Source organism: Streptomyces sp. NPDC026522, from assembly GCF_055567555.1.
This window is the reverse complement of sequence record NZ_JBVHQF010000011.1, coordinates 1-12610: the sequence shown is the minus strand read 5'-3', so window position 1 is coordinate 12610 and position 12610 is coordinate 1. Positions and strand designations below refer to the sequence as shown.

Sequence of the window (12610 nt, the reverse complement as noted above, 5' to 3'; positions counted from 1 at the left end):
ATGAGCGATTCAGGCCGGTACCACCCCGAGCATCCCCAGGGCGGGGCGGACGATCCCGCGCACCCGCACTGGTTCGACGACGAGGCGGGCCCCGTCGTGCGCCCGTACGCCATGACCCGCGGCCGTACCAGCCACGCGGGCCAGCACCGACTCGACCTGATCGCGCTCGTCGTCGCCGAACCGGCGGCCGACGATCCGGTCTGGGACCTGACCCTGTCCCCGGAACACGCCCACATCCTGGGAATGTGCCGGGAACGCCCCCAGTCCGTCGCGGAACTCGCGGCCGACCTCGACCTCGCGGTCGGGGTCGTCCGGGTCCTGATCGGCGACCTCGTCGACGACGAACTGGTCCACGTGACCCGGCCGGTGCCCCCGGCCGAACTGCCCGACGAATCCATTCTGCGTGAGGTGATCAATGGCCTTCGGGCGCTCTAGCCGCACCGGCGCCATGCATGCCGTGTCGCCGGTCGAGCCGCTGACCCTCAAGATCCTGGTCGCGGGCGGCTTCGGGGTGGGCAAGACCACCCTGGTCAGTGCGGTGAGTGAGATCAGACCGCTGCGGACGGAGGAACGTCTCTCCGAGCCGTCCATCGGCATCGACGACACCGGGGGAGTGGAGGGCAAGAACACCACCACCGTGGCGATGGACTTCGGCCGCATCACCCTCCGCGAGGACCTGGTGCTCTACCTCTTCGGCACGCCCGGACAGGACCGCTTCTGGTTCCTGTGGGACGAGCTGGCCCAAGGGGCGCTGGGCGCCGTGGTCCTCGCCGACACCCGCCGCCTCGCGGACTGCTTCGCCGCCATCGACTACTTCGAGCGGCGCGGCATCCCCTTCGTGGTCGCGGTCAACTGCTTCGACGGAGCCGACCGGCACCCGGTGGTGACCGTGCGCGAGGCCCTGGACCTCGACCCCGAGGTGCCGGTGCTGCTGACCGACGCGCGCGACCGCGAGTCGGTCAAGGACGTACTGGTCGGGGTCGTGGAGCACGCCATGTCGCTGGCCCGGGCCCGCCGCCACAGCTTGTCAGCCGGGGCCTGACCGGGCCGCACGCACGCGGAGGCGGCCCGTACCCCCGCCGACTGGGGTACGGGCCGCAGCTCACATGGGGGGTTCGGGGGATCCCGGTCGCGCCGGGACCGTGGGGAGAGTGTGAACCCGCCACCGCGCACCGTCAAGCGTTCGGACAGCACCCGCCGGCCGGTCGGCTACCGCACCGCGACGACCGCCGAACCATGGCCGAACAGACCCTGGTTCGCGGTGATCCCGGCCCGGGCCCCCGCGACCTGCCGGTCCCCGGCGACGCCCCGCAACTGCCACGTCAGCTCGCACACCTGGGCGATCGCCTGCGCCGGCACCGCCTCCCCGAACGAGGCCAGTCCGCCGCTGGTGTTGACCGGGATCCGCCCGCCGAGCGCCGTCGCCCCCTCCCGTACGAGCTTGGCCCCCTCGCCCTCGCCGCACAGCCCGATGTCCTCGTACCACTGCAGCTCCAGCGCCGTGGACAGGTCGTACACCTCCGCGAGCGACAGGTCCTGCGGCCCCAGCCCCGCCTCCTCGTACGCGGCCCGCGCGATCGAGGCCCGGAACGACCCGCCGGCCGGAGCCTGTGCGGTCACCGCGTCGGTGGCGATGTCCGGCAGGTCCAGCAGGGTACGGGGATAGGTGGGCGTCACCGTCGACACCGCCCGGATCCGCACCGGGTCCGCGACCCCGCGCGAGCGCGCGAAGTCCATGCTGGCCAGCACGAGGGCGGCGCCCCCGTCCGAGGTCGCGCAGATGTCCAGCAGCCGCAGCGGATCGGCGACGACCGCCGAGGCCGCCACCTCCTGGGCGGTGACCGTCTTGCGGTAGCGGGCGCAAGGGTTGAGCGCCCCCGCCGCCGCGTTCTTGACCTTCACCTCCGCGAAATCCTCCGGGCCGTCCCCGTACAACGCCATCCGGCGGCGCGCGTACAGCGCGAAGTACGCCGGGTTGGTGGCCCCCAGCACCCGGAACCGCAGCCAGTCCGGATCGTCCGGCCGCTCGCCGCCCGCCGGGGCGAAGAACCCCTTGGGCGCCGCGTCGGCCCCCACCACCAGCACCACCTCGGCCAGCCCCGCCAGGATCTGCGCCCGGGCCGCGCCGATGGCCTGGGCGCCGGACGCGCAGGCCGCGTACACACTGGTCACCCGCGCGCCCTGCCAGCCGAGCGCCTGCGCGAAGGTGGCCCCGGCCACATAGCCCGGATACCCCGAGCGCACGGTGTCGGCGCCGACGATGGACCGCACGTCGGTCCACTCCAGCCCCGCGTCGGCCAGCGCCGCCCGCGCCGCGGCCCGCCCGTACTCGACGAAGCTGCGGCCCCACTTGCCCCACGGGTGCATGCCGGCCCCCAGCACGGCTATGTCGGCGCTCACGCGCCCGCCCCCGCCGCTGCCACGGGCCGGAACCGCCAGGTGGTCCACACCGTCCCGGCGTCCTCGTTCAGCACCCCGCCGACCACCTCGACCTCCATCCCGACCGCCAGATCGGCGACCGTCACCCCGGGCGCGCCCTGACCCAGTACGACCATCCCCTCGGCAGCCAGCTCCACCGCGATCAGCGTGTACGGCTCCCAGGGCGCGTCCGGGTCGGACACGTACGGCGCGGGCGGCCGGTAGCGGCCGTCGGTGTAGGACCAGATCCGCCCGCGCGGCGACAGCGGCACCTCGGCGAGCTCGCCGCCGCCCGGACAGTGCGGGTTGCGGCAGTACGCGTCCTCGCGCGGGAAGAACACGGCGGCGCAGGCGGAACACCGGGTGCCGAGCAGCCGGAAGTCCCCTTCCTCCTCCGTACCGGTGAACCATCCGCTCACGACGGGCGTGCGGTTGCGTTCCAAGGTCCCTCCCTCACTCCATAGCTGACGTATCGTCAGAAAGGGAGTGTGGCACGAGTGCCCCGCCCCGGTCACCGGTTCAGGCGCGCCCGCCGGTCAGGGGCGCCCGGCCGCGGCGGAGACCGGGAAATCGAAGTACGTGTCGGGGTACGCCTCCGGCGCGTACGTGAAGTGCCACCACTCCTGCGGCAGATTGACGAACCCCTGCGCGGCGAGCGCCCGGCCCAGCAGCTCCCGGTGGGCGCGCGCCGGCCCGGCCACCCGCGGATCGTCCGTGTGGGAGAGCGGATCGAAGAAGTCGAAGACCGTCCCCATGTCGAGCGCCCGGCCCCCGGGCAGCGCCACCAGCGTCACGTCCAGCGTGCTGCCCCGGCTGTGCCCCGACTTCGGCGCGATGTACCCCTCCGGGATCAGCCGGCCCTTGTCCACGCGCGGATAGAACTCCGCCTTGGTCGCCTGGTCCCCCGCGTCCCCGGCCCACCGCACGAACGCGTCCACCGCCCGCTGCGGCCGGTAGCAGTCGTACACCAGCAGCCCGTAGCCGCGCCGCAACAGCTCCCGCTGGGCCCGCCGCAACGCCTCGGCCGCGGGCCGGGCGAGCAGACAGACCGGCTCCTCGTACCCGGCCACCGGACGGCCGGTGAAGTTCCGCGCCGACGCGTACCGCACGTCCTGCGCGATGGTCGGATCGACTCTTGACAGCGCCACGAAACCGGGGGCCGCCGACCCGCCGAGCAACGCCGCCGACAAGGCCACGACAGCCGCGAATTTCATTCTCCCTGGCATACCATCGCCGGATGCCGGGACACCTGAGGGACTCGCACTGCTCCACCTGCGGAACCCCGTTCGACACGACCGATTGGCCCCGTACGTGCGCCGCGTGCGGAACCACCGCGTACCGCAACCCGCTCCCCGTGGCCGTGGCCCTCCTGCCCGTCGAGGACGGGCAGGGCACCGGCCTGGTGGTCGTCACCCGCACCATCGAACCGGCGCGCGGCGAGGTGGCCCTGCCCGGCGGCTTCGTCGACTTCGCCGAGACCTGGCAGGACGCGGTCGTCCGCGAGCTCCGGGAGGAGACCGGCATCGAAGAGGCCGCCTCCGGAGTCGTCCTGGCCGACGCCCTCAGCTCCCCGGCCGGCCACCTGCTCCTCTTCGGCCTCTTCCCGACCCGCCCGGTGGACTCCCTCCCGCCCTCCGCGCCGACCGACGAGACGGACGGCTGGCACGTGCTGCGGGCCCCGGCGGAGCTGGCCTTCCCCCTGCACACCCGGGCGGCCGGCGCCTGGTTCGCCGGCCAGTACGCCTGAGGTTCCGCAGGCCCGCTCGCTACAGCCCCCGCAGCACCACCCCGGCCACCGGTCCGCCCGCCTCGTCCTCCACCACCACCGCGTCCCCGGCCCACCGCACGGCGTACCGCTCCACCTCGGCCGTCTCGAATCCCGGCCCCGGATCCCGCACCACCACCCCGCCACCGGTCCGGCCCCGCGCCGGAGCCCACACCTCCAGCGTCACCGCCCCGTCCGCCCCGCGCACCGGCAGCACCGACCCCGCCCGGGCCAGTACCGGCGTCCGCCCGAGCGGGGCGTCCAGCAGCACCTGCCCCGGCCCCTCGTGCGCCGCCCCCGTGGCGGTGTCGTACCACCGCCCCCGCGGCAGCCGCACCGCCCGCCGGTCCGCCCCGCACTCCAGCACCGGAGCCACCAGCAGCGCGTCCCCCAGCAGGAACGCGTCCTCACAGTCCCGCAGCCGCCGGTCCTCCGGCGCCCCCCACCACAGCGGCCGCACGTACGGAGCCCCCGTCCGCCGCGCCAGATGGGCCAGCGTCACGAAGTACGGCCGCAGCCGCTCCCGCTCCGCCAGCACCGCCCGCGCCGCCTGCTCCACCTGCGGCCCGAACTCCCACGGCTCCCGCCGCCCCGCCCATATCGCCGCGTGCGTACGGAACAGCGGCAGGAACGCCCCCAGCTGGAACCACCGCAGGAACAGCTCCGGCGACGGCGACCCCCCGAAGCCCCCCACGTCCGGGCCCGAGTACGGCACCCCGCACAGCCCCAGCCCCAGGACCAGCGCCAGCGAGGCCCGCATCCCCTCCCAGCTGCTCTCCACGTCCCCGGACCACGTGCCCCCGTACCGCTGCATCCCCGCCCACCCCGACCGGGAGAACAGGAACGGCCGCTCGGCCGACCGCAGCCGCAGCAGCCCCTCCCAGCCGGCCCGCGCCATCCCCAGGGCGTACACGTTGTGCGCGGCCCGGTGGTCCCCGCCCGCCCCCTCCAGCACGTGCCGGGCCGAGCGGGGCAGCGTCGCGTCCCCGAACGCCGCGAACGCGACGGGCTCGTTCATGTCGTGCCAGAAACCCGCGAAGCCCTGCGCGAGGCGCTCCTCGTACAGCCCGCCCCACCACTCCCGTACCGCCGGATCCGTGAAGTCCGGGTACGCGCACTCACCCGGCCACACCTCGCCCCGCACCTCCCGGCCCCGCGCGTCCCGGACGAACGCCCCCCGCTCGCCGACCGCCAGCCCTGCGGTGTGCACGGGGTCGCCCGCCTTCACCGCCGGGTCGACGATCGACACCAGCCGCACCCCGGCCGCCGCCAACTCCGCCGCCAGCCCGGGCAGGTCCGGGAACCGCTCCCGGTCCACGGTGAACACCCGGTGCCCGTCGTAGTGGTCGATGTCCAGGTGCAGCGCCGACAGGGGCAGGTCCCGCGCCGCGTACCCCGCCACCACCCGCCGCACCTCCGCCTCGCTGCCGAACCCCCAGCGCGCGTGCTGATAGCCCAGCGCCCACTGCGGGGGTACGGCGGCCGCCCCCGTCAGCGCCGACCAGCCCTGGAGCACCCGGGCCGGGGTCCCCACCAGCACCCAGCAGCGCAACGGGCCGCCCTCCGCCCGCAGCTCCGACGTCCCGGGCCGGTCCGCCCCCGAGCCCGCCCCCTCCTCGCCCTCGCGCAGCACCACCCGCCCGTCCCAGGTGTTGTCGTGGAACATCAGGTGCGTCCCCGCGTCCGCCACCACCCACTGCACCGGCATCGTCAGGTACAGCGGATCGTGCCCCGGCCCGAACCCACCCTTCGGGTCCGTGTTCCACAGCCGGTACGAACCGTCCCGCAACCGGGGCCCGGCCGCCCGCCCGCCCAGCCCGAAGAACCGCGCGTCCGCCGGAACCTCCCCGCGCACCAGCCAGCGCGCCCCGCCCCGCCCCGGCTCCACCGGCTCCCACCAGCGCGGCGGCGACTCCCGCCGCAGCACCGTCCCGCCCGGAGTACGCACCTCCACCGCCCCGTGCCGGGACACCGCCACCGTCACCCGCTCCGACACCACCCGCCAGCCGCCCCCGGTGTCCGGCTCCAGCACGGCCCGCGGGTCCGGCTCCGGACCGCTGCCCACCACCGCGTACGAGGGCGTCGGCTCCGCCCCGTCCCAGCCCCAGAACACCGCGCCGCCCGCCGTCACCCGCACCAGCAGCTCCGAACGCGCGAAGCGCAGCACACCCCCGCCCGGCCTGGGCTCCGTACCCGTCAGCAGCCCGGGCACCCGCGCCCGCTCCGCGCCACGGCGCGGGAGCCCCTCGGCGTCCGCGCGCCGCCGCCGCCACGCCGCCCGCAAGGCGCGCCTGCCCCGCGCCGTACGGATCTCCCACACCCCGCGCACCAGATCACGACCGTCCATGGCGCTCACCCTGCCACCGCCCCCCGGCCGAGCGGGCTGCGTTCAACTGCCGTTCACCCGCGGACCGGACCCGGCGGACGATCACACCGCCGCCCGGGACCGCTCTGGTGCGGATGTCGATCACATGGCATCGTCCCTGTCAGCCGCCGCGCGCGCACCGATCGCGCGACGGCACACAACGCACACGAAGCGCGAGCCACACAGTCGACCGGGAGCCGACCCATGACCTCAGCCACCCCGCCGGAACCCCTCTGGACCCCGGGCCCCGAACGGATCGCCGCGGCCCGGATCACCGCATTCCAGGCCTGGGCCGCCGAGCACCACGGCGCCCCCGCCGAAGGCGGCTACCCGGCCCTGCACAGCTGGTCCGTCGACGAACTCGACACCTTCTGGCAGGCCGTCGCCGAGTGGTTCGACGTCCGTTTCAGCACCCCCTACGAATCGGTCCTGGCCGACCGCTCCATGCCGGGCGCGCGCTGGTTCACCGGCGCCACCCTCAATTACGCCGAGCACGCCCTGCGCACCGCCGAGGACCCGGCCCGCGCCGGGGACCCGGCCCTGCTCTGCGTCGACGAGAGCCACCAGCCGGTCCCCGTCTCCTGGGCCGAGCTCCGCCGCCAGGTCGGCTCGCTCGCCGCCGAACTGCGCGCCCTCGGCGTACGCCCCGGCGACCGGGTCAGCGGCTACCTGCCCAACATCCCCGAGGCCGCCGTCGCGCTCCTCGCGACCGCCGCCGTCGGCGGGGTGTGGACCTCCTGCGCCCCCGACTTCGGCGCCCGCAGCGTCCTGGACCGGTTCCAGCAGGTCGAGCCCGTCGTCCTGTTCACCGTCGACGGCTACCGCTACGGCGGGAAGGAACACGACCGCCGCGACACCGTCGCCGAACTGCGCGCCGAACTGCCCTCCCTGCGCGCCGTCGTCCACATCCCGCTGCTCGGCACCCCGGCTCCCGAGGGGGCCCTCGCCTGGCCGGAGCTGGTGGCGGGCGACGTGGAGCCGGTCTTCGAGCAGGTCCCCTTCGAGCACCCGCTCTGGGTCCTCTACTCCTCCGGCACCACCGGTCTGCCCAAGGCCATCGTCCAGTCCCAGGGCGGCATCCTCCTGGAACACCTCAAGCAGCTCGGCCTGCACAGCGACCTCGGCCCGCAGGACCGGTTCTTCTGGTTCACCTCCACCGGCTGGATGATGTGGAACCTGCTCGTCTCCGGTCTGCTCACCGGAACGACGGTCGTCCTCTACGACGGCAGCCCCGGCCACCCCGACACCGGCGCCCAGTGGCGGATCGCCGAGCTGACCCGGGCCACTTTGTACGGCACCTCGGCCGCGTACGTCATGGCCTGCCGCAAGGCCGGGGTCCACCCCGGTCGCGACTACGACCTGTCCGCCGTGAAGTGCGTCGCCACGACCGGCTCGCCGCTGCCGCCCGACGGCTTCCGCTGGCTGCACGACGAGGTCGCCGAAGACCTGTGGATCGCCTCCGTCAGCGGTGGCACCGACGTGTGCAGCTGTTTCGCGGGCGCCGTGGCCACCCTCCCCGTCCACATCGGCGAACTCCAGGCGCCCTCGCTGGGCACCGACCTCCAGTCCTGGGACCCGGCAGGCAAACCGCTCATCGGGGAGGTCGGCGAACTGATCGTCACCAACCCCATGCCTTCCATGCCGATCCGCTTCTGGAACGACCCCGACGGCAGCCGCTACCACGAGAGCTACTTCGAGATGTTCCCCGGCGTCTGGCGGCACGGCGACTGGATCACGATCACCGACCGCGGCTCGGTGATCATCCACGGCCGCTCCGACTCCACCCTCAACCGGCAGGGCGTCCGGATGGGCTCCGCCGACATCTACGAGGCCGTGGAGCGGCTCCCCGAGATCAAGGAATCCCTGGTCATCGGGCTGGAGGAGCCGAACGGCGGCTACTGGATGCCGCTGTTCGTCCACCTCGCGCCCGGCGCCACCCTCGACGACGACCTCCGCGCCCGCATCAAGGCGACGATCCGCGAGGAGCTCTCCCCGCGCCACGTCCCCGACGAGGTCATCGAGGTCCCGGCGGTCCCGCACACCCTCACCGGCAAGCGCATCGAGGTTCCCGTCAAGCGACTCCTCCAGGGCACCCCGATGGACAAGGCGGTCAACATCGGCTCGGTCGACCGCCCCGAGCTCCTGGCCTTCTACGAGGAGCTGGGCCGCAGCCGGAAGTGACTGTCAGTGGCCATGGTTACCTTGAGTGAGCAATGAGTTGCGACATTCAGGGGGAGCCATGCCAGACCAGAACACCACCGCGACCGCCACCACGACCGCCGCACCCACCGACAGCAGCGCGAGTGGCCGCCGCGCCGACCGCCGCACGCTGCGCCGCCGGCTGCGCCGCGAAGTCCCCAGCACCCTCGGCCTCCTGGCCGACGCCGGGGACTTCGCGGCCATGCGCCGCTACCGCAGCTTCCCCTTCGACGGCGACTGCGACCACGCCGGCTACCTCGCCCACGTCGAGGCCCTGCTCCGCTCCCTCACGGCGCAGGGCATCCACACCACCGTCGCCCTCTTCGACCCCGAGGAATACGCCGACCACTGCACGGAACACGGCCTCGACCCCGACACCGCCGAGGCCCGGACCCGCTTCACCGCCGAACTCGCAGGCACGAGCGGCTGCCTCCCCTACACCGGCCAGCCCATCGGGGAACTCGTCCCCCTCCTGATCGACGAGGCCGTCCGGCAGGCCACCTGGGAGTACGCCGCCACCCTCCTCGCCGACGTCGGCAGCTGCGCGGACTGCGGCGAGGACATCGGCCGAGCCTCCTTCGAACGCGCCGCCGGCGCACTCAAACGCCTCGTCGACGGGGCCGGCCCCGGCCACCACCACCTCGTCTGCAGCGTGCCCACCGACACCGAACAGCTCGTCGCCGTCCTGCACGCGCAGGCCCCCGGCGCCGACTCCCGCCCCCGGATCGAGGACCGCGACGGCATCGACTTCGTGACCGTCCTGGCCGCGGGCCTCGCCCTCGGCGGCCCCGGCGGACTGGTGCTCCGCAGCACCGCGCCGGACGCCCCGGACCGGGTCCACGGCTGGCGCCTGGACCGCGGCCGCCTGGTCGCCCTCTCCGCGGCGGCCGTCTTCAACGCCTACTGCACCGACGCCGACACCGGCGACCCCGTCGCCCCCGAACCAGGAGTGGAGTACTGCCCGGGCTACGAGGTGGACGAACCGGACCCCCACCACTGACCGGCACCAGGAACGGCCGAGGGGCCCTCGCCACCGGCGAAGACCCCTCGACCCGATCTGCCACGATCCGACCTGCCGCGGACCCTCTCCTACTCGCCGGAGAGGACCGCCTGCGCGGCCACCCGGGCCTCCTCGGCGGTGTCCGCCGCCCGCGCCGCGGCCGCGGCCCGCTCGCACTGCGCCAGCGTGTGCTTGGCCAGCGTCGCCCGGACGTACGGAATGGACGCGGCACCCATCGAGAGGGAGGTGACACCCAGACCGGTCAGCACACAGGCCAGCAGCGGATCGGAAGCGGCCTCACCGCAGACCCCGCAGCTCTTGCCCTCCGCCTTGGCGGCCTCGGCCGACATGGCGATCAGGTCCAGCAGCGCCGGCTGCCATGGGTCCTGGAGCCGCGACACCGCCCCCACCTGACGGTCCGCGGCGAAGGCGTACTGCGCGAGGTCGTTCGTTCCCAGCGACAGGAACTCGACCTCCTGGAGGATCGAACGCGCCCGCAGCGCGGCGGAGGGGATCTCCACCATCGCCCCGAACTTCGCCTGCAGCCCGGCCTCGCGGCAGGCGTCCGCGAAGGCCTTGGCGTCGATCCGGTCCGCCACCATCGGAGCCATCACTTCGAGGTAGACCGGCAGCCCCTCGGCGGCCCTGGCCAGCGCGGCGAGCTGCGTCCGCAGCACCTCCGGGTGGTCCAGCAGCGTCCGCAGACCCCGTACGCCCAGAGCCGGGTTCGGCTCGTCGCCCGGCGTCAGGAAGTCCAGCGGCTTGTCGGCGCCCGCGTCCAGCACCCGTACGACGACCCGGCCGCCGGGGAAGGCCTCCAGCACCTTGCGGTACGACTCGACCTGCTTCTCCTCGGACGGCGCCTTCTTGCTGTCGTCCAGGAACAGGAACTCGGTACGGAACAGGCCCACGCCCTCCGCCCCCGCCTCGACGGCCGCCGGCACGTCCGTCGGGCCGCCCACGTTGGCCAGCAGCGGCATCTTGTGCCCGTCGGACGTGGCACCCGGGCCGGAAGACGCGGCGAGCGCCGCCTTCCGCTCGGCGGCCGCGGCCTCCAGCGCACCGCGCTTGTCCGCCGACGGGTTCACGAAGAGGTCACCCGTGCTGCCGTCGACCGCGATGAGGGTCCCCTCGGCGATCTCACAGGCCCCCGGCAGCGCGACGATCGCCGGCACGCCCAGAGCCCGCGCCAGGATCGCGCTGTGGCTGGTCGGGCCGCCCTCCTCGGTCACGAAGCCGAGGACGAGCGCCGGGTCGAGCAGCGCGGTGTCGGCGGGCGCCAGGTCCCGCGCGATCAGCACGTACGGCTCGTCACTGTCCGGCACGCCCGGCATCGGCACGCCCAGCAGGCGCGCCACGATCCGGTTGCGCACGTCGTCCAGGTCGGCCACCCGCCCGGCCATGTACTCCCCGGCGCCGGCGAGCAGGTCGCGGTAGGAGGCGAACGCGTCGTAGATACCGCGCTCCGCGGTGCTCCCGACGGCGATCCGCCGGTCCACGTCCGCCATCAGCTCGGGGTCCGTGGCGATCATCGCCTGAGCCTCCAGCACGTGCTGGGCCTCGCCCCCGGCCAGCTGGCCGCGGGCCATGAGGTCGGCCGACACGGCCTCCACGGCTTTGCGGGCGCGCCCCTGTTCGCGCTCCGCCTCGTCCGCGGTGATCTGCTTGGCCGGCGGTTCGAGGACCGCCGTACCCATGTGCCGCACCTCGCCGATCGCCACACCGTGGCTCACGCCGACGCCTCGCAGCGTTGTCTCCATTTCACCCGTCTCCGATTGAGCGGCGGCCCGAGCCGGCCGCGGTGGATGTCAGACGCGCCCTCGCGGGCGGTACGTCACTGCCAGCTGAAGAGGGCGTCGTCGACCTTCACGTCCCCGGACTCGACGACATCGCCGAGGGAGTCCGCCGAAGCCTCCAGCGCGACGACGGGGCAGATGGGCGACTTGCCGGCGGCCTCGACCGCCGCCGGGTTCCAACGGATGACGGCCTGGCCGCGGGTCACGGTGTCGCCCTTGTTGACGAGCAGCTCGAAGCCCTCGCCGTTGAGCTGAACGGTGTCGATCCCGAGGTGGGTGAGCACGCCGTGCCCCTCGGAGTCGACGACCACGTACGCGTGCGGGTGCAGGGAGACGACCACTCCGTCCACGGGCGCCACCGCCTCCGAGGCCTCGCGCACGGGATCAATAGCGGTGCCCGGTCCCACCATCGCGCCGGAGAACACCGGATCGGGCACTGCCGCGAGTCCGATGGCACGCCCGGCAAGTGGGGACGTCACGCTGGTCATGGAGGGCCTCCCAGGGGGTGGGGCTTCTTCGAGTCGCCGTCACAATCTGTCAGGACGGCCTACTTTGAGAAGGGTAAGTCATGAGATGTCCCGGTTCCGCACGAAATGCGCCCCCATAGAACGGGGGCCCGCACGAGCTGCCGCGACACCAACGTAGTGGACTAGACCATAGCCTGAATCGATTTGCACCGGGCACTCCCGGGCCTGTACTGTCGTGAGTCCCGCCAGGGCGTGCCGCGTGAACATCTCGCGAACCACTGATGGACGGGAATCCTCCTCCGAAGTACTGATCTTGAACTCCGCTTCTCTTCGCGATGCCTTCCGGCAGAACGCGAGTGGTCGGAGGGCCGGAAAAGCACTGATAGAGTCGGACTCGCCGGAAAGGGAAACGCGAAAGCGAAGAACTGGAAAGCGAACCCCGCTTCGACCGGGAATCGGACACGAGAGAGTCTGATAGAGTCGGATACGCAAGAACGAAAAGAAGAACAAAGGAAGCGCCCGGAGGAAAACCCGCGAGGGTGAGTACAAAGGAAGCGTCCGTTCCTTGAGAACTCAACAGCGTGCCAAAAATCAACGCCA

Annotated in this window: 11 protein-coding genes; 5 read left to right on the top strand and 6 right to left on the bottom strand. The window is 73.4% G+C overall.

Features of this window, described 5'->3' with window-relative positions; all coding sequences use genetic code 11:
• Both ACZ4M3_RS26185 and ACZ4M3_RS26180 read left to right on the top strand, forming a co-directional pair.
• Window positions 1–435 (top strand): DUF742 domain-containing protein, encoded by a 435-nt coding sequence (locus tag ACZ4M3_RS26185; RefSeq protein ID WP_467736585.1) that lies wholly within the window; start codon window positions 1–3, stop codon window positions 433–435.
• Window positions 416–1042, top strand: coding sequence for a GTP-binding protein (locus ACZ4M3_RS26180; RefSeq protein ID WP_467736583.1), 627 nt, complete (start codon window positions 416–418; stop codon window positions 1040–1042). Before ACZ4M3_RS26185 ends, ACZ4M3_RS26180 begins: the two co-directional genes overlap by 20 nt.
• A 167-nt stretch (window positions 1043–1209) precedes the next feature.
• On the opposite strand, the gene ACZ4M3_RS26175 is transcribed toward ACZ4M3_RS26180, so the two are convergent.
• From ACZ4M3_RS26175 to ACZ4M3_RS26165, 3 genes are all read right to left on the bottom strand, one after another.
• Window positions 1210–2400, bottom strand: a complete 1191-nt coding sequence (locus ACZ4M3_RS26175) for a lipid-transfer protein (protein ID WP_467736581.1) — start codon at window positions 2398–2400, stop codon at window positions 1210–1212.
• Complete coding sequence (locus ACZ4M3_RS26170; RefSeq protein ID WP_467736579.1) at window positions 2397–2861, bottom strand: Zn-ribbon domain-containing OB-fold protein; 465 nt, start codon at window positions 2859–2861, stop codon at window positions 2397–2399. Before ACZ4M3_RS26170 ends, ACZ4M3_RS26175 begins: the two co-directional genes overlap by 4 nt.
• A gap of 93 nt (window positions 2862–2954) precedes the next feature.
• On the bottom strand, window positions 2955–3632 hold the full coding sequence (locus tag ACZ4M3_RS26165) for a M15 family metallopeptidase (protein WP_467736577.1): 678 nt from the start codon (window positions 3630–3632) through the stop codon (window positions 2955–2957).
• Window positions 3633–3655: 23 nt separating this feature from the next.
• Here ACZ4M3_RS26165 and ACZ4M3_RS26160 point away from each other — a divergent pair, with 23 nt between their 5' ends.
• Window positions 3656–4165: an NUDIX domain-containing protein gene (locus tag ACZ4M3_RS26160; RefSeq protein ID WP_467736575.1), complete on the top strand. Its 510-nt coding sequence runs from the start codon at window positions 3656–3658 to the stop codon at window positions 4163–4165.
• Between the two features lie 19 nt (window positions 4166–4184).
• Here ACZ4M3_RS26160 and ACZ4M3_RS26155 read toward each other — a convergent pair whose 3' ends face one another.
• The gene (locus tag ACZ4M3_RS26155) at window positions 4185–6530 is read right to left on the bottom strand and encodes a glycoside hydrolase family 31 protein (RefSeq protein WP_467736573.1); all 2346 of its coding nucleotides are present in this window, start codon (window positions 6528–6530) and stop codon (window positions 4185–4187) included.
• 222 nt (window positions 6531–6752) lie between these two features.
• On the opposite strand from ACZ4M3_RS26155, the gene ACZ4M3_RS26150 reads away from it, so the two are divergent.
• Window positions 6753–8729 (top strand): acetoacetate--CoA ligase, encoded by a 1977-nt coding sequence (locus ACZ4M3_RS26150; RefSeq protein WP_467736571.1) that lies wholly within the window; start codon window positions 6753–6755, stop codon window positions 8727–8729.
• Window positions 8730–8787: 58 nt separating this feature from the next.
• Window positions 8788–9747: a hypothetical protein gene (locus ACZ4M3_RS26145; protein WP_467736569.1), complete on the top strand. Its 960-nt coding sequence runs from the start codon at window positions 8788–8790 to the stop codon at window positions 9745–9747.
• Between the two features lie 89 nt (window positions 9748–9836).
• Here the strand turns inward: ACZ4M3_RS26145 and ptsP are convergent, their stop codons facing one another.
• A complete protein-coding gene (ptsP, locus tag ACZ4M3_RS26140) occupies window positions 9837–11507 on the bottom strand; it encodes a phosphoenolpyruvate--protein phosphotransferase (protein WP_467736567.1) in 1671 nt (556 codons plus the stop codon).
• Between the two features lie 74 nt (window positions 11508–11581).
• On the bottom strand, window positions 11582–12031 hold the full coding sequence (locus ACZ4M3_RS26135) for a PTS sugar transporter subunit IIA (RefSeq protein ID WP_467736565.1): 450 nt from the start codon (window positions 12029–12031) through the stop codon (window positions 11582–11584).
• Window positions 12032–12610: the final 579 nt, after the last annotated feature.